General features: G+C 67.7%; 20 protein-coding genes and 1 tRNA gene. 10 read left to right on the top strand and 11 right to left on the bottom strand.

The genetic code is table 11. From position 1 onward, the window contains the following. Positions 1-116: 116 nt before the first annotated feature. The 4 genes from BM360_RS09310 (at position 117) to BM360_RS09295 (ending at position 3,123) form a co-directional block, all read left to right on the top strand. Complete coding sequence (locus BM360_RS09310; RefSeq protein ID WP_131819226.1) at positions 117-722, top strand: hypothetical protein; 606 nt, start codon at positions 117-119, stop codon at positions 720-722. Positions 723-1,179: 457 nt separating this feature from the next. Continuing rightward, the gene (locus BM360_RS09305; RefSeq protein ID WP_093314013.1) at positions 1,180-1,362 is read left to right on the top strand and encodes a hypothetical protein; all 183 of its coding nucleotides are present in this window, start codon (positions 1,180-1,182) and stop codon (positions 1,360-1,362) included. Between the two features lie 47 nt (positions 1,363-1,409). Further along, a complete protein-coding gene (locus BM360_RS09300) occupies positions 1,410-2,648 on the top strand; it encodes a putative DNA modification/repair radical SAM protein (protein ID WP_093314011.1) in 1,239 nt (412 codons plus the stop codon). Positions 2,649-2,742: 94 nt separating this feature from the next. Further along, the gene (locus BM360_RS09295; protein ID WP_207544570.1) at positions 2,743-3,123 is read left to right on the top strand and encodes a hypothetical protein; all 381 of its coding nucleotides are present in this window, start codon (positions 2,743-2,745) and stop codon (positions 3,121-3,123) included. A 57-nt stretch (positions 3,124-3,180) separates the two neighbouring features. Here BM360_RS09295 and BM360_RS09290 read toward each other — a convergent pair whose 3' ends face one another. The 8 genes from BM360_RS09290 to BM360_RS09255 form a co-directional block, all read right to left on the bottom strand. Beyond that, positions 3,181-3,939: a hypothetical protein gene (locus BM360_RS09290; RefSeq protein WP_093314009.1), complete on the bottom strand. Its 759-nt coding sequence runs from the start codon at positions 3,937-3,939 to the stop codon at positions 3,181-3,183. A gap of 2 nt (positions 3,940-3,941) precedes the next feature. Then, positions 3,942-5,768 carry a hypothetical protein gene (locus BM360_RS09285; RefSeq protein WP_131819225.1) on the bottom strand — a complete coding sequence of 609 codons (1,827 nt, stop codon included), beginning with the start codon at positions 5,766-5,768 and terminating at the stop codon, positions 3,942-3,944. Next, positions 5,765-6,106 (bottom strand): hypothetical protein, encoded by a 342-nt coding sequence (locus BM360_RS09280; RefSeq protein ID WP_093314006.1) that lies wholly within the window; start codon positions 6,104-6,106, stop codon positions 5,765-5,767. The genes BM360_RS09285 and BM360_RS09280 overlap by 4 nt, the downstream gene beginning before the upstream one ends. 142 nt (positions 6,107-6,248) lie before the next feature. After that, positions 6,249-8,051 carry a translation elongation factor 4 gene (gene lepA, locus BM360_RS09275; RefSeq protein ID WP_093314004.1) on the bottom strand — a complete coding sequence of 601 codons (1,803 nt, stop codon included), beginning with the start codon at positions 8,049-8,051 and terminating at the stop codon, positions 6,249-6,251. A gap of 45 nt (positions 8,052-8,096) precedes the next feature. After that, positions 8,097-8,696: a hypothetical protein gene (locus BM360_RS09270; protein ID WP_242653424.1), complete on the bottom strand. Its 600-nt coding sequence runs from the start codon at positions 8,694-8,696 to the stop codon at positions 8,097-8,099. Positions 8,697-8,704: 8 nt separating this feature from the next. Next, positions 8,705-9,880, bottom strand: coding sequence for a M48 family metallopeptidase (locus BM360_RS09265; protein ID WP_242653423.1), 1,176 nt, complete (start codon positions 9,878-9,880; stop codon positions 8,705-8,707). After that, the gene (locus tag BM360_RS09260; RefSeq protein WP_165611267.1) at positions 9,877-10,644 is read right to left on the bottom strand and encodes a hypothetical protein; all 768 of its coding nucleotides are present in this window, start codon (positions 10,642-10,644) and stop codon (positions 9,877-9,879) included. Before BM360_RS09260 ends, BM360_RS09265 begins: the two co-directional genes overlap by 4 nt. A 102-nt stretch (positions 10,645-10,746) precedes the next feature. After that, entirely contained in the window at positions 10,747-11,286 is a 540-nt protein-coding gene (locus BM360_RS09255) for a glycine zipper 2TM domain-containing protein (RefSeq protein WP_093314001.1), read from the bottom strand. 177 nt (positions 11,287-11,463) lie between these two features. Here BM360_RS09255 and acnA point away from each other — a divergent pair, with 177 nt between their 5' ends. Genes acnA through BM360_RS09240 form a run of 3 tightly spaced genes read left to right on the top strand, consistent with a single transcriptional unit; the run spans position 11,464 to position 14,738 of the window. Then, positions 11,464-14,148, top strand: coding sequence for an aconitate hydratase AcnA (gene acnA, locus BM360_RS09250; RefSeq protein WP_093313999.1), 2,685 nt, complete (start codon positions 11,464-11,466; stop codon positions 14,146-14,148). Positions 14,149-14,169: 21 nt separating this feature from the next. Next, complete coding sequence (locus BM360_RS09245; RefSeq protein WP_242653422.1) at positions 14,170-14,517, top strand: CBU_0592 family membrane protein; 348 nt, start codon at positions 14,170-14,172, stop codon at positions 14,515-14,517. Further along, entirely contained in the window at positions 14,514-14,738 is a 225-nt protein-coding gene (locus tag BM360_RS09240; protein WP_093313997.1) for a hypothetical protein, read from the top strand. Before BM360_RS09245 ends, BM360_RS09240 begins: the two co-directional genes overlap by 4 nt. Positions 14,739-14,763: 25 nt before the next feature. Here the strand turns inward: BM360_RS09240 and ygfZ are convergent, their stop codons facing one another. Then, complete coding sequence (ygfZ, locus tag BM360_RS09235; RefSeq protein ID WP_093313995.1) at positions 14,764-15,498, bottom strand: CAF17-like 4Fe-4S cluster assembly/insertion protein YgfZ; 735 nt, start codon at positions 15,496-15,498, stop codon at positions 14,764-14,766. Between the two features lie 41 nt (positions 15,499-15,539). Between ygfZ and BM360_RS09230 the strand changes: the two genes are divergently transcribed. Both BM360_RS09230 and BM360_RS09225 read left to right on the top strand, forming a co-directional pair. Continuing rightward, positions 15,540-16,868, top strand: a complete 1,329-nt coding sequence (locus BM360_RS09230; protein WP_093313993.1) for a dihydroorotase — start codon at positions 15,540-15,542, stop codon at positions 16,866-16,868. Between the two features lie 72 nt (positions 16,869-16,940). Beyond that, a complete protein-coding gene (locus BM360_RS09225; protein WP_093313991.1) occupies positions 16,941-17,273 on the top strand; it encodes a GFA family protein in 333 nt (110 codons plus the stop codon). Positions 17,274-17,383: 110 nt separating this feature from the next. Here BM360_RS09225 and BM360_RS09220 read toward each other — a convergent pair whose 3' ends face one another. Then, positions 17,384-18,172, bottom strand: coding sequence for a DUF1134 domain-containing protein (locus tag BM360_RS09220; RefSeq protein WP_093313989.1), 789 nt, complete (start codon positions 18,170-18,172; stop codon positions 17,384-17,386). A 149-nt stretch (positions 18,173-18,321) separates the two neighbouring features. Here BM360_RS09220 and BM360_RS09215 point away from each other — a divergent pair. Further along, positions 18,322-18,414 (top strand) — tRNA-Ser (locus tag BM360_RS09215). Positions 18,415-18,808: 394 nt separating this feature from the next. Here BM360_RS09215 and BM360_RS09210 read toward each other — a convergent pair. After that, positions 18,809-22,645: autotransporter outer membrane beta-barrel domain-containing protein (locus BM360_RS09210; protein WP_093313986.1), on the bottom strand; the 3,837-nt coding region annotated here is incomplete at its 5' end.

Raw genomic sequence — 22,645 nt, 5'->3', positions numbered from 1 at the left:
TGGCTGGCGGATCGATGCCGTGGCTGGTAGGTGCGCCGCCATCGCCGGCATCGTGCAGCAGAAGCGCCCGCGGCTGGGAGACGGACGTGCTCCCGCTTGCAATGCGGAGCCGGTGCTTGATCCTCGATCCTACTCCCGCGCCGGCGGGGCTGATGCGCGCGAATGCGACCATGATCCGCGGCGTCGATTCTCTCTCCGGCCGCCTCGCGGGGGCACGGGAGGCTGACAACCTCATCTCCGGCTATGCGCAGGCGCGCCTGTTCGGCAACAATCTGCGGGAGCTGGATGCCTTTCTCGCCGTGCTGCTGGACCAGGCGGCATCGTGCCTCGGGGCAGGCGTGGTCGACCGGCGGCGCATGGCGCAGCGACGCAACACGCATGGCCGCCTGTCCGCCATGATGGACCTGCTCGGTGCCGACTCGCCGTTCGATCCCAGGCTCTGTGCGGTGGGCGCGGTGCGCGATTGCCTGCACGCGCGGGGCGGGCGCGTCTCTGGAGGCGGCCACCCGGCGCCTGCGCTCGCCCTGCACCGGCTGGGGGCGGGCATGCAGGATGGCGCCATCCTGCTGTCGGCTGGTTCGCTGCTGTCCATCTACGCCATGTACCGCGCCGTATCTGAGCAGTTGGTCGACGCGGTCGGTGCATGGCGCGGTGGCGACATTGACTTCTCGCGCCGCAACGCCCATCTCTCCTGTGCGATCGTCGCCTGCGACGGATTCTGACGCGTATCTGCGCGACGTTTTCCCTTTCACGCTGCCAGCCTGCATCGGCCCTTCGCCGCTGCGTCATTCGTCTGTCGGCATGCGTCTTTCCGGCGTGCGCCGCGTTCATGTCACGTGGGAAGGGTCGGTGCCGGCCCGGCTGGATGGCCGTCCGATCGGCATGACGCCTTAATCGGGCTGTCCGCCGACGATCGTGCGAGCCCGCTGGGCCCGTGTCGCTCGTTGCGACGTTGGTACTCAATAAGAACACCCATGCCCCCAAGATGGCGGCCGAAGGATCAAATGCACCTGAATATCGTCTCGACGCCTCGTAGCGTTTCCAAGTTCGTCCCCTCCAACCCGCCACGACCCCGCCGTGCGGCATCGCCGCTTTCCCCCGGCGAAATGCGGCGCATCGTCGCGGAAATGCTCGGCTGAGCCGGGCACCCGCCTGATCCCTGATTTACGGAGCGTAGCCATGTCGACCACCAGCGACTTCTATACCGCCCAGGCCGATGCCTGCGCCCGTGACGCCGCCGCCGCCACGCTCGGCAACGTGCGCGATCGCTGCCTCCGCTCCGAAGCCGCCTGGCGGACGATGGCGGAGCGGCTGCAACGCGGCCAGACATTGGCGGCTGCCCGCGCCTCCGCGCAGGTCTGACGGGCGGCGCCCTCGACAGGGCGCGCACCCGAACATATATCGAACGCATGGCCCAGCTCGATACCCGCGCCAAGCTGGCGATCCTGGCGGACGCCGCCAAATATGATGCGTCCTGCGCCTCGTCGGGAACGGTGAAGCGCAGTTCCGAGGGCAGCAAGGCCATCGGATCGACCGAGGGCATGGGCATCTGCCACGCTTACGCGCCGGATGGCCGCTGCATCTCGCTGCTCAAGATCCTGCTGACCAACAGCTGCATCTTCGACTGCCATTATTGCATCAACCGCAAGAGCAGCAATGTGCGCCGCGCGCGCTTCTCCGCGCAGGAAGTGGTGCAACTGACGCTCGCTTTCTATCGGCGCAACTATATCGAGGGCCTGTTCCTCTCCTCGGGCATCATCCGCTCGCCCAATTACACGATGGAGCAGCTGGTCGAGGTCGCGCGGTCGCTGCGCGAGGATCACGATTTCCGCGGCTACATCCACCTAAAGACCATCCCCGATGCCGATCCCGAACTGGTCGCGCAGGCGGGCCTGTTCGCCGACCGTGTGTCGATCAACGTCGAGCTGCCGACCGATCGCGGTCTCCAGCGCCTCGCGCCCGAGAAATCGTCAGAGCGCATTGCCGGCGCGATGGGCGAGTTGAAGGGCGCGATCGAAGAGGGGCATGATGCGCGCAAGCGGTTCAAGTCCGCGCCGCGCTTTGCGCCCGCCGGCCAGTCGACCCAGATGATCGTCGGCGCGGACAGCGCGTCGGATGGCGAGATCGTCACGCGCGCCGCGGGGCTCTACGATCGCTTCGCGCTTCGCCGCGTCTATTATTCCGCGTTCAGCCCGATCCCGGATGCGTCGGCGGTGCTGCCGCTGCAGCGCCCGCCGTTGATGCGAGAGCACCGGCTCTACCAGTCCGACTGGCTCATGCGCTTCTACGGCTTCAAGCCCGCCGAGGTGGTGGAGGCGGCCGACGCCTCGGGGATGCTGCCGCTCGATATCGATCCCAAGCTCGCCTGGGCCTTGAAGGCGCGCGATCAGTTCCCGGTCGATGTCAACCGCGCGCCCAAGGAGGCGCTGCTGCGCGTGCCGGGGCTCGGCACCAAGGCGGTCAAGGCAATCCTCGCCAGCCGTCGCTGGCGCGCGCTCAGGCTCGACGATATCGGCCGGCTGACCGTGTCCGTCGCCAAGGTGCGCCCCTTCATCGTCACGGTCGACTGGCGCCCTACCGCGCTGACCGACACGATCGACCTCAAGACCCGCGTCGCGCCCAAGGTGGAGCAGATGGAGCTGTTCTGATCGGAACGGCTCCGTTTGTGTCGGAGCCTTGCCGGCGCCGCCTCGTTCCTGCGCTGCCGCTCACGATGCGGCACCCCCACGCAGAGGATGATCCATGGCTCTCAAATTCGCCGCGACGATGAACGCGATCAATCGCGGGCTCGAATCGACCAAGCCCGCCCGCGGCGCCACCATGATCGAGGATTGGGAAAGCGCGCTTGCCGATCTCGACCTGCCGGGCACCAAGGGCATCCTTCGCGACCTCGCTTCGCTGCGCAAACAGCTCGAAAAGGACGAGCCGGATGCCGACCGGGTGCACGCTCTGCTCCACCGCCTCGGCGAGGCGACCGTCAAGATCAGCGAGCGCGCCGACAAGAACCAGGAGAAGATCAAGTCGCTCGGTGAGGCTCTGACCGAAGCCGGTGAAGAGGAAGGCGACGAGGAAGAGGACAAGGAAGCCGCCGCAGCGCCGAAGCGTGCCCGCAAGAAGAGCTGAGAAGGCAAGGCCGGTTCGCGAGGAAAGCGGGCCGGCCTTTCCGCCGGGCGCGTGCGGCTATCGAAGGATCTGCCAAGCGCTGCCGATATAGCCGACACGTGCGGTGAACTTCGCCACGTCCCCGTCCGCATCCGGACGTCGCAGCCATGGGTCGCCGTCCGCGGCAGACAGGTCGATCAGCCGACCCTGGCCGCATGGCCGGACGACCAGCGGCGGAAGTCGGCGTGCCGCAGGCGGCAGCGGCCCCATGCCGGTGATCCACGCATCCAACTGCGTCGCCATGGCGGAGGCAGGACGGGTGCGGAAAGCCTGTTCGGAATCGGTGAACCGCATCGCGGATGCCGACAGGAACGGCGCCGGATCCCCGTCGAACCATGCTTGCGCCAGGCGCTGCACGAAAGGCTGGAAGCCCTTTTCGACCAGCATCTCGGGCGAGGTCGGCTCGGCCGCCTGCCACGGCCAGCTGGCGGGCCCCTCCTGGCTGTCGAACGTCGTTCGAACAGGCTCCGTGCCAGGCAGATCGAGGGACGCGATCGTGTCGCCGCCACCGTCGAACGCGCGCTCGCCATCGGCGAAGCGGGCCAGCCGGGCGGTTGCGAACGGACGCGCCGGATCGATCGGCCGGGTGGGCGCCGCCCAGAACCGCAGCTCCAGCATGTTCCGGCCGCGCACCAGATCGAGCGGCACCGGGATGAAGCCGCTGAACTTGGCATGGCCGCCGAAGCGCGCCTGCGGCACGTCGTTCAGCAGCAGCTCGGTCGCGGCCTCGTCGCTGACATATTCGACGTAGAAGAGGGGGCGGCTGGTGCTGCTCATCACTAGGCGCCCTTGAACCATTTGCCGGAGACGCTCTCCGCCTTGTAGATCACCGCCGTCTTCTCCACCCCGGCATCCTGTGCCCGGTAATTTGCGGTCAGGGTGAATGGATCGATCTTCCAGTCGATCGGCTGCGGTCGGAACTCGCTGTCGAGGATCAGGTCGCTCTGGACGGTGAACTTGATCTTCGCTTCCATGCTGACGGACGCGATCTCGTAATAGGCCGCCGTCGCGCGCGCCTCGGCAGCGGCGGTGATCGCCAGCTCTCCCTTCAATCGCGTGGTCAGCGCGGGATCATCGACGAAGACCTTCTCCACCTCCACCATCAGCTTGCCGCCGAAGGTCAGCGTGAAGGTGGCCTCGATCCCCGTGCCGAGCACCATCTTGCCCGCGACTGCCGAAAATTGCCCTTCGGCCGAGAAGAAGGTGCCGACGAAGCGGAGATACCACTCACGATCCACCGCTTGATAGCGTTCGCCCCGCGGCCGGACGAAGGCCGCGCGCGCAAAGGTCAGCTCTCCGATGAACGCCTTCAGTGTGACGGTCATCTTCGGCTGGATGGGGGCGGGGTTAAGCGACGTCAGGAACGCCAGCGCGCCGCTGAGATCGTCGGAGACGGACTGGGCCTTCTTCAACAGATCATAGATCGCCTTCAGCTCTTTCCAGCCGATCTCGCGATCGTCCCGGATCAGGCGGGCATCGACTTCGGGCAGCTCGAACTTCCACGGCCCCTTCGGCAGGCCCGATTTTCCAAGGAAGGATTTGTTCTGGAATGTCTTGAGGTCGGCATTCGCCTGGCCGCGCTGCCTGTCCACGGCAGCGCGCCGATCCTTCCACGCTTTCAGTTCGGCGGCATAGGCAGGGGATGATTTCGGCTTGTTCGATGCGCCCTTGGGTTTGGCTTCGTCGAAGGTTGCGTCGGCGATCGCCTTTTCCAGCCCCTTGCGCTGCTTGTCCGCCTCGCTCGACGAATCCCACTTCGACTCGCCGGCGAGCGAATTATAGGGGCTGGCACCGACCAGCATGATCCCGTTCACGCCCTTGGGGTGGACGCGGATCAGCGCCTTCAGCTCGTGATTGCCGGCGCCCTTGGGCGGCGCGGCGCAAGAGTGCGCGACCCACTCGTAGGTGGCGACCCGCGGCTCCTCATCGGCGAGCAGGTTCCTGAAGAGGTTCCAGATGCTGTCATTCTTGGTCGGGGCGAGCGAGAATAAAGGATGCTCGTCGGCGGCGCCCGGCCAAGTCGTATGCTGGGTGTCGATGCCGCGCAGCAGCGTTCCCTCACGCACGCGAAGCGACTGATGCTCGGGCTTTGCGCACTGCGGTCCCCACGCTGCCTTCACCTTCGCGAATTCGGTCTGCACGGGTGAGGAGCGGCTGAGCGATCCCTTGTCCTGGCGGTTCGTCAGGTCGTTGAACTTGCGCACCTGCGCCGAGCCCATGCCGCGGCCATGCTCGGTTGAGATCGTCTCGATGACGAGGTCATAGTCGCGTAGCGGCCCGCGCAGCCGATCCGGCACGTTTTCCGCCAGCGGATCGCCACGCATGTTGCGGGCGGCCGTGAAGGTGGTCTTGCGCCCGTTATGATCCTTGATGTCTACCGTCAGCGGTGTGACGTTGCAGTAGACCGCCTGCTCGCGCGCCAGCCGTGCCTTCTTGGCCTCGGCGCATTCGACCACCGGCTTCGTGAGCGAGACGCCGGCTTGCGGCGGGGCAGGCTCGGGCAGAGCGAGGGGCGGGGGCGTGGTGCCCGGTCCGGGGGGGAGCAGCGGCCACTGCCCAGGCGGCGGCGCGGGGTTGCGCGCCAAGGGGCCGCGATAATCGCTCATGCCGACCTCGCCGGGCCGTGCTGCCACTCCATGCGGATCTGGAAGACCTTGAGGCGGCCCTCCGCGCCCGCCTCGGCCAGCCGTTCGGCGACGAAGGGCGGTCGTCCTCCCGCCCAATGCATCTCGGCAAACAGGGTGCACAGGTCCGACACGTCGAGCGAATCGTCCACGCCGAAATGCATCGCCTCGTTCACCCAGGCCCGCACCTGATCGACCGGGATCGGCGCCCGGCGCTCGGCTTGCGCGCGCGCGTTCAGCCGGCCGGCAATCTCCTCGATCGCCGCCTCGCGCGGCACGACCGCGACCGCGTCAAACTGCCGGTCCGTAATCCGAAGCACGCTGCCTCCCCCGAGATGACGATCATTCCCGACCGACGATTATCCCCTGAACGCAGCGTACCACAGGCGCGACCGTCCTCCGACGAGCAGCGCGCTTCGCTAGACGGCGCGATGGAAGTGCGTGCTCGAACGACGAAGCCGCTTACTCCTCGCCCATCCTGAGTGCCGCGATGAACGCCTCCTGCGGGATGCTCACCGAACCATATTCGCGCATCCGCTTCTTGCCCTCCTTCTGCTTGTCGAGGAGCTTGCGTTTGCGGGAGGCGTCGCCGCCATAGCATTTGGCGGTCACGTCCTTGCGCATCGCCGCGATCGTCTCGCGCGCGATCACCTTGCCGCCGATCGCCGCCTGGATCGGGATCTTGAACAGGTGGCGCGGGATCAGGTCCTTCAGCCGCTCGCACATGCCGCGGCCGCGCGTCTCGGCGGTGCCGCGGTGGACGATCATGCTGAGCGCGTCGACCGGCTCCTCGTTGACGAGGATGCTCATCTTGACGAGGTCGCCCTCGCGGTAGCCGATCTGATGATAGTCGAAGCTGGCATAGCCGCGGCTGATGCTCTTCAGCCGATCGTAGAAATCGAACACCACCTCGTTGAGCGGCAGTTCATAGGTCAGCTGCGCACGGCCGGAGACATAGGTCAGGTTCTTCTGGATGCCGCGGCGATCCTGGCACAGCTTCAGGATCGAGCCGAGATACTCGTCGGGCACGTAGATGGTGGCCTCGATCCACGGTTCCTCGATCATCTCGATGCGATTGGCATCCGGCATGTCGGCTGGATTGTGCAGCTCGATGACCTTGGCTTCCTCGGTCTTCGAGTGACTGAGCGCAATGCGGTAGACCACCGACGGCGCGGTGGTGATCAGGTCGAGATCATATTCGCGCGTCAGCCGCTCCTGGATGATCTCCAGGTGCAGCAGGCCGAGGAAGCCGCAGCGGAAGCCGAAACCGAGTGCGGCGGAGGTCTCCATCTCGAACGAGAAGCTGGCGTCGTTCAGGCGGAGCTTGGCGAGACTGTCGCGCAGTTTCTCGAAGTCCGCGGCGTCCGTCGGGAACAGGCCGCAGAACACCACCGGCTGGACTTCCTTGAAGCCGGGCAGCGCCTGCGCCGCGGGCTTCTTCGCGTCCGTGATGGTGTCGCCGACGCGCGTCTCGGTGATCTCCTTGATCTGCGCGGTGATGAAGCCGATCTCGCCGGGGCCGAGATCGTTCAGCTGCTCGATTTTGGGGCGGAAGCAGCCGACGCGGTCGACGAGGTGCGTCGTGCCCGCATTCATGAAGCGGATCTGCTGCCCCTTCTTCAGCACGCCATCCACCACGCGGACGAGGATGACGACGCCGAGATACGGATCGTACCAGCTGTCCACCAGCATCGCGGTCAGCGGCTTGTCGACATCACCCTTGGGCGGCGGGATGCGCGTGACGATCGCGTCGAGGATCTCGTCGATGCCGATGCCCGACTTGGCGGAGGCGAGCACCGCATCGTCGGCGGGCAGGCCGATAATGTCCTCGATCTCGGCCTTGACCTTGTCGGGCTCGGCGGCGGGCAGGTCGATCTTGTTGATGACGGGCACGATCTCGTGATCATGCTCGATCGACTGGTAGACATTGGCCAGCGTCTGCGCCTCGACGCCCTGCGCCGCATCGACGACCAGCAGCGCGCCTTCGCACGCGGCCAGGCTGCGCGACACCTCATAGGCGAAGTCGACATGGCCCGGCGTGTCCATCAGGTTGAGGACATAGCCCTTATAGTCGAGGCGCACGGTTTGCGCCTTGATCGTGATGCCGCGCTCCTTCTCGATATCCATGTTGTCGAGCACCTGGGCCGACATTTCGCGCTCGGTCAGGCCGCCGGTGCGCTGGATCAGCCGATCCGCCAGCGTCGATTTGCCATGGTCGATGTGCGCGATGATGGAAAAGTTGCGGATCTTGTCGAGCGGGGTCATGGCCGCGGGCCCTAGCAGGCGGGGCGCCGAATGGGGAAGGGGGCGTCAGCGGCCTTGGGGCACCAGCTTCGCCGTCGCCACCACCTTGCGGGCGCCCTCGATCCCGGCATCGAAGAAATGCAGCGCGGGTGCCTCGAAGCTGGCCATGTAGAGCCTGCGGTCGATCACCGCGGCCCATGCCTCGCCGCGGCGGCGCACGTCGTCGGCCGGGTTGGTGAAGCTGTAGGTGAAGTGCACGCCGCTCGCGCCGGCAAAGGTCGTCGGTTCGACGGTGCCGATCTCGACCAGCGGGGTGTCGAGCGAGATGCGGTAGCTCGCCTCCAGCAGCGCCGGCAGGTCGGTTGGCAGCATGGTGGAGGAGAAGTGCGGCAGCGGCTTCGATTTGCGCGAAACCTCGCGGACGATCGGCTGGCCCGTCTCGATCCCGCCATAGAAGGTGAGATCGTTCAGCGTGTCGCCGTCCAGCGTCCACGTCTCCGCCGCCCGCCCCGGCCGCGCGCCGAGGCGGTTCCATTCGGCAGCGGGCGTAACGGTCAACGTCGACTTGGCGACGGCGGCGGGCACGCCTGCGGGGACAAGCGTGTTGCCGGCGATTGCGGGCGTGGCGAGCGCGATCAGCGCGGCGGCGGTCACGGTGCGGATCATGGCGGGCCTCATTGTGCGGCGGCGAGGCTGCGGAGCATGGCCGCATCCTCGCAATCGGGGCGGAGCGTGAGATAGTCGGTCAGCGCCTGCCGCCCGGCAGCGGCGTCGCCCGAGCGGAGCAACGCAAGGCCCAGCCCGCGCTGCGCCAGCGGATCGGCATCGCCCTTGGCGATCGCCTCGCGGTAGAAGCCGGCGGCACTGACCAGATCGCGCGGATTGCCACGCTGGCGGTAAAGCTCCCCGCGGGCGAACAGCAGGTCCGGGGTCCAGCCATCCTTCGCCAACTGGGCGAGCAGATATTCGGTGCCGCCAAAATCGTTCAGCTTGATCTGGTCGGTCAGGAATTGCGGCCGCCACGTCGCCAGCGCCGCCGCATAGGTGTCGGTGGCGTCCTCCCCGTCGTCGCCATCCTTGCGCGCCAGTTCGCGCAGCGTGACGGTCCGCTCAAGCGGGGCGGGGTGGGAGGCGAAGAAAGCCACCTTGTCGTAGCGCTGGCTGCGCTGATGGCGACCGAGCGAGGTTGCGTCATTCTCGTCCATCACGCGCGTCCACACGTCCGCCGCTGCGCCCGGGCGATAGCGCGATGCGGCGGTGTAGCTGAAGGCGAGACGGTCGGCCGCACGCTCCTGATCGCGACCATAAGCATAGAAGTTGCCTGCGATGGTGTGGCTGGTCGCTGCCGTGCTGACCGCGGCATAGCCGCCCGCGAGCGTCAGCCACGTTGTCAGGTCGGTCGCGGTGCGCGCCGCCCGGAACCCGGCGAGAACGTGGCGCTCCTCGAAATGACCGAATTCGTGTCCCAGCACCGCCGCCAGTTCCGCCTCGCTGCGAACGCGCAGCAGCAGGCCGGTATAGACGCGCATCGTCCCGTTGGCCGACATGCTCGCGTTGAAGACGGGCACGCGCAGGATGTAGATGCGGACGGATGCGCAGCGATCGTCGCCGACGGCGTTGCACAGCACGCGGCGCACATAGGCGTTCAGCGCCGGATCGGTCACCACGGCTGCCGAGTCGCGCAGCTGCCGCTCATCCTCGTCCGCCTCGGCCCACTGGCCTCGCTCATCCACCGTCTGTGGCTGGTACGCGCCGGCATAGGGGGGTAGGGCGGCCAGCTTTGCCTTGGGTGCGGCGAGCGCGGGCGCGGCCAGGGCCAGCATGGCCGCCAGCGCCGCGCGCGCGATCACTTGGCCGCTCCCGCCGCGGCGACCTTCACCGCCGGCACGCTTCCCGGGAAGTCCTCAAGCAGCTGCGCCATCCGCTTCGCCGCACCGGCCGCCTCGCGCACGTCGCCGCCCATCTGGCGGTCGGCGTTGAGCCACAGCAGATCGCCGGTGCGCGCATCGACGAGGCCGGCAAAGCCGCTATGCACGCCGGAGGTGATCCCGACGCCGAGACCCGCGGCGAAGAGCTGCGCCACCTTGCGGCCGGTCGATCCGAACTGGTCCTCCGTATCGAGGAACAGGATATAATCCGCATCCGCCGCGCCCGGCACGTCGCGCACGCCGGGGCCGAGCGTCCAGGCAAAGGCCGCGCCCTTCCGCTTCTTCGTCGGTAGACGGTTGCCAGGGAAGAATTGATAGGTGATCACCGCATCCGCGACGGTGGCGAACAGCGCGCGATAGGCGGCGAGCGTGGCCGCTGCGGGGCCGACCGGCTCATCCGCGGTGACGATCGTGTGGCCGAGCTTGTTCTGCGCCGCGCCGAGCGCCGTCACGAGGTTGCGCTTCGACTGCTCCGTCCAGTCGGCATTCGGCTCGAACATGCCGCCGGTCGATTGCGAACCGACGCGCACGCGCGGGCGGAACAGCAGGATGCGTGCCTTGGCCGATGCGGGCAGGGTGAAGCCCTCGCGCGTCGCCGATTTCTCCTGCGCCATGGCCGGTGCAGCGAAGCCGAGCGCGCACACCCACAGCGCGGCCGCAACCGGCCGCTTCAACCGCCTTGTCATGAACATCCCCCCGATGCCCGCCGGATCCCCATCCGGGCAGGCCATCGAGGGGAAGGTTAGGTGGCGTGAGCGGCGGCCGTCAAGCCGCCGCTTCTGCGCAGTTTATCGGCAACGGACGTTGTTGCGGTCGATCTGCCGACCGAGCAGGCCGCCGCCCGCCGCACCCAGCACGGTGCCCAGCAGGTCGCTGTTGCCCGGCGCGATGACGTTGCCCAGCACGCCGCCGCCCAGTGCGCCGATCAGCAGGCCGGTGGTGCCGTCATTGCGGCGGCAATAATATTGCCCGTTCCGCCCACGGTAGATCCGGTCGTTGGCCGACAGGCGGCGCGGCTGGTAGTAGCGGCCATCGCGGTAGTAATTGTCGGCATAATAGCGCCCGCCATTGCCGGGGCGGTTCCAGTCATAGTTGCGATAGTTGCGCCAGTTCTCGCGACGATCCTGGCGGGCATCGCGCACGTTGTCGCGATAATCGCGTCGCGCCTCGCGCACGTCGCGGCGGCTGTCGGCATTGCGCAGGTCGCGGCGATACTCCTGACGGGCCTCGCGCATGTCCTGGCGATATTCACGGCCGGGCTGCGCTTCCACCGCGATCGCGGGGGTCACCGTGGCGAGGGCGGCGGCGGCGAGAATGAGCTTTCGCATGATGTCCTTCTCCTGTCCGTGATGGACGACGGCGACAGAACGGGGCGGTGCCCGACCGGTTGCGTGAACGGGAAACTACGTCCCGTTCACGTTGCCGCCATGTCGGCGGCCTTTCGCATGTGGTTCCCCCTTGCTATGCGCCCCCGCGACAACGCATTTGCAGCATGAGGCCCAGCCATGACCGCCGTCGGACAGGACACGCTCTCCACCCGTTCAACGATGGAGGTCGGCGGCAAGTCGGTCGCCTATTATTCGCTGGCGAAGGCCGCCGAGCAGCTGGGTGACATCTCCCGCCTGCCCTTCTCGATGAAGGTGCTGCTGGAGAACATGCTCCGCTTCGAGGATGGCAAGACCGTCTCGGTCGCCGACGTGCAGGCGATCATCGACTGGGTGAAGGATCGCACCAGCGAGCGGGAGATTCAGTATCGCCCGGCCCGCGTGCTGATGCAGGATTTCACCGGTGTTCCCTGCGTCGTCGATCTGGCGGCGATGCGCGATGCGATGAACAAGCTGGGCGGCGACGCGCAGAAGATCAATCCGCAGGTGCCCGTCCACCTCGTCATCGATCACTCGGTGATGGTCGACGCCTTCGGCACGCCGCAGGCGGCGCAGGAGAATGTTGACCTCGAATATGAGCGCAACATGGAGCGCTACGAGTTCCTGCGCTGGGGCTCCAAGGCGCTCGACAATTTCAAGGTGGTGCCGCCGGGCACGGGCATCTGCCACCAGGTGAATCTCGAGAATCTCGCCAAGACGGTGTGGACCTCGAACGATGCCGATGGCGCCATTGTCGCCTATCCCGACACGCTGGTCGGCACGGACAGCCACACCACGATGGTCAACGGCCTCGGCGTGCTCGGCTGGGGCGTCGGCGGCATCGAGGCGGAAGCGGCGATGCTCGGCCAGCCCGTCTCCATGCTCATCCCCGAGGTGGTCGGCTTCCAGCTGACCGGCACGCTGGCCGAGGGCATCACCGCCACCGACCTCGTGCTCACCGTCACGCAGATGCTGCGCGCCAAGGGCGTCGTCGGCCGCTTCGTCGAATTCTACGGTCCCGGCCTCGATTCGCTCAGCCTCGCGGACCGCGCGACGATCGCCAACATGGCCCCCGAATATGGCGCCACCTGCGGCTTCTTCCCGGTCGATCAGGCGACGATCAACTATCTGCGCCTCACCGGCCGTGACGAGTGGCAGATCGATCTGGTCGAGGCCTATGCCAAGGCGCAGGGCTTCTGGCGCGACACGTCGCTGCCCGATCCGGTGTTCACCGACGTGCTCCAGCTCGACATGAGCACGGTGCAGCCGTCGCTCGCCGGCCCCAAGCGCCCGCAGGACCGCGTGCTGCTCGCCCACGTCGACGACAATTTCAATTCGGAGCTGGCCAAGGGCTACAAGAAGTCGGGCGAGAGCGACCAGCGCGTCGACGTCGACGGGCTCGGCCATGACATCGGCCATGGCGACGTCGTCATCGCCGCGATCACCAGCTGCACCAACACGTCCAACCCGAACGTGCTGGTTGCCGCCGGCCTCGTCGCGCGCAAGGCCAATGCGCTGGGCCTGAAGCCCAAGCCCTGGGTCAAGACCTCGCTCGCGCCCGGGTCGCAGGTCGTCACCGATTATCTCAACAAGTCGAAGCTCTCGGACGATCTCGACGCGGTCGGCTTCAACCTCGTCGGCTATGGCTGCACCACCTGCATCGGCAATTCGGGCCCGCTCGCCACGCCGATCAGCAAGGCGATCAACGAGAACGACATCGTCGCCGCCTCCGTCCTGTCCGGCAACCGCAACTTCGAGGGCCGCGTCTCGCCCGACGTGCGCGCCAACTTCCTCGCCTCGCCGCCGCTCGTCGTCGCCTATGCGCTGAAGGGCACCGTGCGCGACGACATCACCACGGCCCCGATCGGCGAGGGTAAGGACGGCAAGCCCGTTTTCCTCAAGGACATCTGGCCGACCAACCAGGAGGTGACCGACATCATCACCTCGGTGATCGACAGCGAGATGTATCGCACGCGCTACGCCAACGTCTTCGAGGGCGATCGCAAGTGGCGCGCCATCGCGGTCGAGGGATCCGACACCTACAACTGGTCGTCGGGCTCCACCTACGTGCAGAACCCGCCCTACTTCGTCGGCATGGAGATGACGCCGAAGCCCGTGTTCGACATCACCGATGCTCGCCCGCTCGCCGTCTTCGCCGACTCGATCACGACGGACCACATCTCGCCGGCCGGCTCGATCAAGGCGGACAGCCCCGCCGGCCGCTACCTGAACGAGCATCAGGTCAGCCGAGCGGACTTCAACAGCTACGGCGCGCGCCGCGGCAACCATGAAGTGATGATGCGCGGCACCTTCGCCAACATCCGCATCAAGAACGAGATGATCCCCGGCATCGAAGGCGGCATGACCAAGCACATTCCGTCGGGCGAGGTGATGGCGATCTACGACGCGGCGATGAAGTATAAGGACGAGGGCACCGCGCTCGTCGTCGTCGCGGGCAAGGAATATGGCACCGGCTCGTCGCGCGACTGGGCGGCCAAGGGCACGATGCTGCTCGGCGTCCGCGCCGTCATCGCCGAGAGCTTCGAGCGCATCCACCGCTCGAACCTCGTCGGCATGGGCATCCTGCCGCTCCAGTTCGCCGAGGGCATCGATCGCAAGACGCTGAACCTTGACGGCACGGAGACCTTTTCCATCTCCGGCGTGGCAGGCCTGCGCCCGCGTCAGGAAGTGCAGGTCACGCTCACCCGCGCCGACGGCACGAGCGAGACCTTCGCCACCCGCTGCCGCATCGATACGGTGAACGAGCTGGAATATTTCCTCAACGGCGGCATCCTGCCCTACGTGCTGCGCAAGCTGGCGGCCTGATCGGGCAAGGGGAGGGCGGCGATGAGCTTGTCTCTCCCCTTCGCCACCTGTGTCGCCGTCGTCGGCTGGGCGGCGGCGGGCATGATCCTGCTCAGCTACGTGCTGCTGACGCTCGGCCGCGTGACGGCGCGGTCGGCCAGTTATCAGTGGCTCAACCTCGTCGGTGCGGCCGGGTTCGTCCTCAACTCCGGCTATAATGGCGCGATGCCGTCCGCCGCGCTCAACGTCCTCTGGGCTGGTTTCGCGCTGTTCGGCCTGTGGCGTATCGCTGTTGATCGGCGCACGCCGTCGCAAGAACTACAGCCACGCTGGGCCCCGGAACGGGGTCCAAGGCTCGCTGGTTCTCCCGATGAAGGAGAATCGAAATGACGGACAAGGTGAAGATGCCGGTCGATGGCGGCGGCAATCAGTCGGGCGACGGCAAGGACGTCGACAGCCAGATGGCGAGCGGCGGCCAGTCGCAGGGCAAGGCCTATCCGAACGACGCGGGCGGCGAAGGCTTTGACGGCGGCCAGAGCGGCAAGGCCTATCACGGCGCCAACCAGCTCGGCGACGAGACGGCCGACGAGGCGCGCGACCGGAAGGACTGATCGCCTGCCGACGCTCCCCGCCGGGTCAGGCCGGCTCGGCGGAGAGCGCGGCGTCCAGCCAGTCGGGCCGCACCAGCGCCGCCTCGGCCCTCAGCGCCTCGACGCGGCGGTGGACGACCGCCAGCCCGAGATCCGGATACCAGGCGCGCGCATCCTCGGGCGCGGCGTCCACCCGCAGCACGGCGATGCGGCGATTGACCTTCTGCCGCCAGTTCATCCGCGCCGTATTTTCCTGGCCGACATAGCAGCCCTTGCCGAAGCTGACGCCGCCCAGCTCCGCGGCATTCGCCTCCAGCCATAAGGTCTTGTCGGAGCCGAGCTCGGCGACGCCCTCGGCCACGCCCAGCGCCAGCCTGTGCGCGTCCCAGCCCTCCGCCGCCGCGCCGCCGGGCGCCAGCCAGCGCCGGCCAAGCGCGGGCAGCCGCGGATCCGCGCTGCCGACATTGCCGTCGGCCGACCAATGCACCGCCAGCGTCTCGTCCCGTGCGATCGCGATGGCGCGGCGCAGGCGATAGAGCGTCAGCCGCCGCGCAAGCGCATCGGCCTGCGGGGCCTCGCAGTCGATCAGCACGTCCTCGCCGCCCTCGGGATCGCTCCACACGAGGAAATCGAACAGCGCCTTGCCCTGCGCCGTCAGCAACCCCGCCCAGACGGGCAGCGGCCCGGCCACATCGTTAGTGACGAGGCCCTGGAGGAAGCCGCGCACATCCTCTCCCGAGAGACGGAGAAGGGCGCGGTCGGGGAGGGTGGTGCCGGTCATGCCGCGGAGGTAGGGAGCGGGGCCACCGAAAGGAAGCGTCGATGCCGACCTATGATCTCCTCCTGAAGAACGGCACCGTGTGGACGCCGGGTGGCCCGGTCGAAACCAGCGTCGGCGTGCGAGGCGGGCGGATCGCTGCGATCGGCGTTGCCGGCGATGCGGGCGAGACGATCGACTGCGCCGGCCTGATGGTGCTGCCGGGCCTGATCGACAGCCAGGTCCATTTCCGCGAGCCGGGGCTGGAGGCGAAGGAGGATCTGGAAAGCGGCAGCCGTGCCGCGGTGCTGGGCGGCGTTACTGCCGTGTTCGAGATGCCGAACACCAAGCCCAACACCGACAGCGCGGACGCCGTGAACGACAAGCTCACCCGCGCGCGCGACCGCATGTGGTGCGATCACGCTTTCTACGTCGGCGCCACCGCCGCCAATGCCGAGCAGCTGGCCGAGCTGGAGCGGCTGCCCGGCACTGCGGGCGTCAAGATCTTCATGGGCGCGTCCACCGGCGATCTGCTCGTGTCCGAGGATGCCGCGCTGGAACGCGTGCTGCGCTCGGGCCAGCGCCGCGTTGCCATCCATGCCGAGGACGAGGCGCGGATGCAGGCGCGGAGCGGCGAGCGCGTCGCGGGCGATCCCTCCAGTCATCCCGTCTGGCGCGACGATGAGAGCGCGATGCTCGCCACCCGCCGCATCCTCGCGCTCGCGCGGAAGACGGGGCGCCGCATCCACGTTCTCCACGTCACCACACCGGCCGAGCTGGAGCTGCTGGCGCAGAACAAGGACATCGCCACCTGCGAGCTGACTCCGCAGCACCTGACGCTGGCCGCGGAGGACGCTTATCCACGCCTCGGCAGCTTCGCGCAGATGAACCCACCGATCCGCTCCGCCGCACACCGGGACGGGCTGTGGCACTGGTTGGGGCAGGGCGCCGCCGACGTGCTCGGCTCCGATCACGCACCGCACACGCGCGAGGAGAAGGCAAAGCCCTATCCTGAGTCGCCGTCCGGCATGCCGGGCGTGCAGACCATCGTGCCGCTCATGCTCAACCATGTCGCCGAAGGCCGCCTCACCCTCGCCCGGCTTGTCGACCTGATGGCGAGCGGGCCGCAACGCATTTTCGGCCTCGTCGGCAAGGGCCGGATCGCGGTCGGCTATGACGCCGACTTCACCGTCGTCGACCTGAAGGCTCGCTGGACCGTAACGGGTGACTGGCTCGCCTCGCGCTGCGGCTGGTCCCCGTTCGAGGGCATGCCGCTCACCGGCCGCCCGATCGGCACCATCCTGCGCGGCCACCGTGTCATGTGGGACGGCACGCTGGCTACGGCCGCCACCGGACGGCCGATCCGCTTCGAATCGACCTACCGGCCTGCCTGACGCTTGCTGCCCGCTGCGGGCACATCGCTCGGCGCACTTGCGGGATATCGGCAGTGGCGCCTACCATCCGCCATGGCCGTACAGGGAAGCTGCCACTGCGGAAACGTGCGGATCGAGCTTCCGCACAGGCCCGAATGGGTGGCCGACTGCAATTGTTCGCTCTGCCGGCGACTTGCCTGGCGCGTCGCCTATTTCCCGCCAGATGATGTAAGCATCACGGGCGAGACGGTCGCTTATGTCTGGGGCGATCGCATGATCGGCATCCATCATTGCCCGACATGCGGCTGCGGCACGCACTGGGCCACGCTTGGCGAAGACTTCGGCAGGATGGGCGTCAACGCACGCCTGCTCGACGGCTTCGACGAAGCGTCCGTCGAAATCCGGCGCTTCGACAATGCGGACTGAGGAAGTGCGGGTAACCCGTTGTAGACAAAAGAGATAGGGGCCGCCCACCAACTAGTCGGAAAAGGGCCTCTAAGTGTCAACTTTGTCAACCTAAGCGTCGCCGGCCCGGCTCAGAACGGCGACACCTTCGCCTTCCGGCTGAACCGCATGTAGCCGACATTCGCGCCGAGCCGCCATCCGACGCCGAGCCGGATCGGGATCAGCACGATATCGCCGCGGCGCAGATAGCTCGCGGTGAAGCCGCCGACGATATAGGCGGCGCCCTCCGCCTGCGGGAAGCGGTTGAAGAGGTCCGCCGTGTCATAAAGGTTGTAGACCAGCACGAACGACTTGGCGCCATTACCGCCAAAGTCGAAGCCGAGCGACGGCCCCGTCCAGTAGACCGGCATGTCGCCTTCCACCTTATGGTGCAGCGTGCCCGATCCATAGCGCAGCCCGGCGACGAACGCGCCGCCCACTTCGCGCCCGCCGATGTAGGCGGAGGGCTGCCCCTGCTTCTTCAGGATGTCTTCCAGAATGCGAGCAAGCCCCTCTGCGCCCTTCCCGAACACGCCCTCCGCCGCGGAGAGGAGGTCGTCGCGCTGATAGGTGCGCGTGGGATCGTCCGCCGCGGCGGAGGCCAGCGCCTCCTGCGTGGTCATCCGCTCGCTCTCGGCGGACGCGCTGCCGGCGACCGTCGCGGCGGGCGGCTCGCTAGAGAAAGCGGGCTCGGGCGCAGTCTGTCGGGTCGGCTCGGCGGAAACCCCTTTGGTGCCATAGGCAGCCTCACCAGCCGGCACCGGCGCCAGATCGCCGCGCATCGCTGCGTTCGGATCCACCGTGCGAACCTGCGCTAGCGCCGGCGCTGCGATCAGCAGCGCGGCAGCGGCTGCGGCACGGACGAACTTGGCAGTCGGCATCGCTTCCCCCCGGAAGACCCTGGAACAAGAGCGGATAGCGCGCCCTTGCCTTGCCCGTCCATGAATGCGCGCCGGCTTGAGTCCTTTTCACGTCCGTCCGCCCGTTGATCCCGCCGCCCGGCGCTGCTAGGGCGCTGCGACGCCGACCCGGAGACGTGGGTGAGTGGCTGAAACCAGCGGTTTGCTAAACCGCCGTACGGGGTTAACCCGTACCGAGGGTTCGAATCCCTCCGTCTCCGCCAGCCGATCGGCACCCCTCACAGCTGCGCTCTTATCTAGGCCGGACGGCTGGCAAATCTTCGCGCCCGATCGTGGCTCAAGCAACACCGCCGTGCTTGCGAAGGCAAGCTATGCGTTTGGCGTAATGCGAGTTGCTGAACGGTGGTCAGCAAACCACTGAACTCGGCCGTGGCACCGATCACAGTCTGGTTTGTAGAGGCGGAAGCAGCGGCTGCCGTCTTGGTGCGTGCCTGCTCCGGAGCTTTGCCCGCTAATGTGAAGGTTGTGGCACGCTCCTCGGCACTCGCCGACAAGGCGCAGAGTTATACTCTCAATGCAAACCGCCGCCCGTACCATGACGGCCCGGGCGGCGGCTGTTTGCGGGTCAGCGGAGGATCCCGCTTCAGGGCTGCCGGCTCAGAACTTGAGCCGGATCCCCGCGCGGCCGCCGCCGCCCTTGTAGTTGCCGCCCGCGTTGCCGAAGCCCTCGACGAAACCGCTGACGCCGCCTGCACCGCCGATGCTCACGCCCAGCTTGCCCTGCCCGTAATCACCGATCGGGCGATTGCGGAAGCTGAGCGGGGCGCCACCGGTCGAGAAGGCAATGCCGTCCTTGCCCTTGAACTCGTGGACGTAATTGCCCTGGGCGTAGACGATCGCGGTCGCTCCGTTGCCGAAGTCGATCCTGCTGCCCACGCGCAGACCAGCCTTACCGCGGAGGCCATCGAACCGATCGAAGTCGATCGTCGCGCCCGGGACACGGAAGTCGTTCAGGTCGGTGCGCACGTAGGCGAGCGTGGCAACCGGTTCGGCGTAGAAGCGATCTCCGCCGATCCGGAACCCGGCCTCTCCCTGCACGCCGTAGCTCTCGCCGCGGAACTTGTCGCCTATGCCGGCAGTGATGCTGTTCGCTTCGATCCAGTAGTAGTCATACTTGCCGAGCACGTTGGCGAACAGGCCACCCGACTGGAAGCTGGCATAGGCGCCGACGTTCACCGCATCGAAGCGCGCCCGATCCGAGGAGAAGGCGAACTTCACGTCGGAGCTCTGGTAACCGCCGGTGACACCGAAGGCGATCGCGCCATCGCCGCCCGCACCGATACCGAGCCCGATCTGCCCGCCGAACGTATCCTGTTTGTAGCTCAGATCGACCGTGCGGGTGAGGCCGAAGGCGGTGACCGACTGGCCGCCGTCGCGATAATGGGACTGGCCATACATCTGGAGCCAGAGGCGCCCACCATTCTCGCTATACCCGCCGAACTTGGCATCGCGCAGCTCCGCCAGCTGGGCGCCGACCGCATCGGCGGAACGATGCCACAGCTGTTGCGCTGCTTCGCCGATCCGGAGCGTGCGATACACCGTGTCACCCGGCGTACCGACCAGCGCGAAGCTGTTATCCGCCGCGTTGAAGCGGATGTCGTAGCGCACCAACCCGATGTTGAACGTCGACTGCGGCGCGTTGAAGGCTGTCGCCGAGGTGCCGGCACCACCCTGCGCGAAGATCAGCCCGGAGGTGAGCGCCGGCGTCGATCCGTTGAGGTTGAGCTGCAGCTGGGTGACGCCGGTCAGCGCGCCGCCCACGTTGAAGCGATCGGCGGCAGAAGAAGCACCGTTGATCGTGATGTCGATCCCCAGCGTGCTGTTGCCCGTGCCGGTGAACGTACCCGAGGTGGAGAGCACGTCGCCCGCGCGGCCGTTCCGCAGATCGATCAGACCGGAGTTGTTGAACGTTTCCAGCCCGGTCAGCGCCACCGTGCCTGGCGCGGTCGCGCCTGGCAGCACTAGGAAGGTGCCGGTGTTGGTGAAGCGATCGGTGCCGGCGCCGAAATCCTGATTGAACAGAGCGCGGTAGGTGCCCGAGTTCACCAGGACATCGTTGCCACCGGTGAAGCCGATCGTACCGGTGAAGTTGCCGCTATTGTTGAAGGTCAGCGGGCCGCCCACTGCGGTCACGATCGGGCCGGTGGCATTGCCGGTGATGGTGCCGCCATTGTTGACGGTCGAACCCGTCGCCGAGGTCAGGCGAGCGCCGCCCGTGCCGCTCGCCAGCGAACCGCCGCTGCCGAGCGTCAGGTTGGCGGTAGTGCCGCCGCTGACGAGCACTGCATTGCCCGTTCCGGTCGTCGCCGCGCCGTTCAGCGTCACCGACGCCGCCCCGCCGCTGCTCGTCGCCTCAATGGCCGGCACGTTGACCGCGGACGCCGCACCGGAGGTGACGTTCACCGCCTGTACGCCCGTGGCCACGATGCCGCGCGAGCCGGCGCCGGTCGCCCGTACGCTCTGTGCCGTCACCGTTACCGGGCCGGCGCTGCTCGTGGCGCTGATCGCCGGCGTATCGACGCCAGCGGTGGTGACCGCACCGGCAGTCACTGTGACTGCCTGCGGGCCGGCTGCAAGGATGCCGGTAGATCCGGCACCGTTGGTCGTAACGGCCCCGGTCGTCACCGTAACCGGTCCGCGAGCGGAAGTGGCACGAACAGCAGCTGAATTGTTGCCGGTGGTGGAGATCGTGCCGTTCGCCGCAACGCTCACCGCATCGCCGCCCTGCGCCAGGATCGCGCCGGCATCGGTGCCGGCCGTCATCACCGCGCCGGTGGTCACCTGCACCGTCTGACTGCCGGTCGCCGAGACACCGATCGAGCCTGCACCGCGGGTCGAGACAGTGCCCGTCCTGATGGCGAGGGGCCCGGTGGCAATAGCCTGCACGCCTAGGCTGTTCGCCCCCGTGGTCGCGATCGCGCCGTTTGCCGCGATCGTCACCGGGCCGCCTTCGGCGACGATACCGGACGCAGTTGCACCGGCGGTGGTGATTGCGCCGCTGGTCACGCTGACCGCCTGGGGGCCACTCGCGAAGATGCCGGTGCCGCCATCGCCGGCGGTCGTGATCGCTGCCGTCGTCACCGCGACAGGGCCGCCCGTGGAGAAGGCACGCACGCCGCTGGCATTCAGGCCTGCCGTCGTGATCGGGGCGGACGCGTTGACGGTGACATTGCCCGTGCCGCTGGCGAGGATGCCGTTACCGGTCTCACCGCGCGTGCTGATCGGGCCTGTGGCGACGACCTGAACCGGGCCACCAGTCGAGGTCGCACGGATGCCGACGCCGTTGAAGCCGGCGGTCGAGATCGCACCGTTGGCGGTGACCGAAACAGCGGTCCCGCCGTCCGCAAGGATGCCGGACGAGCTCGCGCCGCTGGTGGTGACCGCGCCGCTGGTGACGGTCACTGCCTGCGGACCGGTTGCGATGATGCCGGAGGAGACATCGCCGGTGGTGGTGATCGCGCCGGTCGCAACGGTCACGTTGCCCGCGGTCGAGACCGCGTTGACGCCCTGCGACTCTGCGCCGGCGGTGGTGATCGGACCATTGGCCGTGATGGCGACGTCGCCGGCGCCAAGCGCCAGGACGCCCGTGGAGGTCGCACCGCGCGTCGTGATCGCGCCGCTGCGCACCGTCGTCGATCCGCCGGTCGAGGCCGCACGGATGCCGTTGCTCGCGACGCCCGTGGTGGAGATCTCGCCCGTGGTCACCGCCACAGCGTCGCCGCCGCTCGCGACGACACCCTGCGCGTTGGCCCCACCTGTGGTGATCGCACCGCCGGTGACGGTGACCGCCTGCGGCCCAGCCGCGAGGATCCCGGTCGCGCCGTCACCCCGCGTGGTGACCGCGGCGGCCGATACCGTCACGTTGCCGCCCGACGAAGCTGCATCCACGCCGAGTGCATTCGCGCCGGTGGTCGAGACCGGCCCCGTGATCGCGACCGCCACATCGCCGGTGCCGCGGGCGAGCACCCCCGTCGCGCCCAGTCCCGTGGTCGTGACCGGGCCGCCGATGGTCGTGGTGGTGGCGCCGGTCGCGCTGGTGGCACGGATGCCGACGCTTCCTTGGCCCGACGTGGACACGCCACCCGTGGTGATCGAAAGCGGACCTGCAGCTGCATTGGCATTGATGCCGTCTGCCATCATCCCGGTTGTCGCGACGGTGCCATTGCCAGTGATGGTGACAGTGTCGCCGATCGCCAGGATGCCGGTTGCACCTTCACCGCTGGTGGCGACGCTGCCGCTGTTCGCGACAGTGACGTTCGCGCCCGCCGGCGCCGTCGCGCGGATCGCTTCTGCGTTGAGGCCGGCAGTCGTGATCCGACCCGAGTTGGTGACGGTGGCGCCCTGCGTGCCCGTCACGTCGATGCCGCGTGCGCCTTCGCCCGTCGTGCTGATCGTGCCCGAGTTGGTGACGCTGCCGGTGCCGTTGGTGCCGGT

Origin of the sequence: Sphingomonas jatrophae (assembly GCF_900113315.1) — a bacterium.
Classification (GTDB): Bacteria; Pseudomonadota; Alphaproteobacteria; order Sphingomonadales; family Sphingomonadaceae; genus Sphingomonas_P; species Sphingomonas_P jatrophae.
Note: the sequence above shows the minus strand (reverse complement) of the source record. Positions and strands in the feature narration are given on the sequence as shown.

Bases quoted from the DNA above. Each gene is read 5' to 3' on its own strand.
- BM360_RS09285 (WP_131819225.1), bottom strand. From the start codon at position 5,768: ATGAGCGATTATCGCGGCCCCTTGGCGCGCAACCCCGCGCCGCCGCCT.
- lepA (WP_093314004.1), bottom strand. From the start codon at position 8,051: ATGACCCCGCTCGACAAGATCCGCAACTTTTCCATCATCGCGCACATC.
- BM360_RS09300 (WP_093314011.1), top strand. From the start codon at position 1,410: ATGGCCCAGCTCGATACCCGCGCCAAGCTGGCGATCCTGGCGGACGCC.
- BM360_RS09290 (WP_093314009.1), bottom strand. From the start codon at position 3,939: ATGAGCAGCACCAGCCGCCCCCTCTTCTACGTCGAATATGTCAGCGAC.
- BM360_RS09295 (WP_207544570.1), top strand. From the start codon at position 2,743: ATGGCTCTCAAATTCGCCGCGACGATGAACGCGATCAATCGCGGGCTC.
- BM360_RS09255 (WP_093314001.1), bottom strand. From the start codon at position 11,286: ATGCGAAAGCTCATTCTCGCCGCCGCCGCCCTCGCCACGGTGACCCCC.
- BM360_RS09305 (WP_093314013.1), top strand. From the start codon at position 1,180: ATGTCGACCACCAGCGACTTCTATACCGCCCAGGCCGATGCCTGCGCC.
- BM360_RS09270 (WP_242653424.1), bottom strand. From the start codon at position 8,696: ATGATCCGCACCGTGACCGCCGCCGCGCTGATCGCGCTCGCCACGCCC.
- BM360_RS09230 (WP_093313993.1), top strand. From the start codon at position 15,540: ATGCCGACCTATGATCTCCTCCTGAAGAACGGCACCGTGTGGACGCCG.
- BM360_RS09260 (WP_165611267.1), bottom strand. From the start codon at position 10,644: ATGACAAGGCGGTTGAAGCGGCCGGTTGCGGCCGCGCTGTGGGTGTGC.
- BM360_RS09240 (WP_093313997.1), top strand. From the start codon at position 14,514: ATGACGGACAAGGTGAAGATGCCGGTCGATGGCGGCGGCAATCAGTCG.
- BM360_RS09245 (WP_242653422.1), top strand. From the start codon at position 14,170: ATGAGCTTGTCTCTCCCCTTCGCCACCTGTGTCGCCGTCGTCGGCTGG.
- acnA (WP_093313999.1), top strand. From the start codon at position 11,464: ATGACCGCCGTCGGACAGGACACGCTCTCCACCCGTTCAACGATGGAG.
- ygfZ (WP_093313995.1), bottom strand. From the start codon at position 15,498: ATGACCGGCACCACCCTCCCCGACCGCGCCCTTCTCCGTCTCTCGGGA.
- BM360_RS09220 (WP_093313989.1), bottom strand. From the start codon at position 18,172: ATGCCGACTGCCAAGTTCGTCCGTGCCGCAGCCGCTGCCGCGCTGCTG.
- BM360_RS09225 (WP_093313991.1), top strand. From the start codon at position 16,941: ATGGCCGTACAGGGAAGCTGCCACTGCGGAAACGTGCGGATCGAGCTT.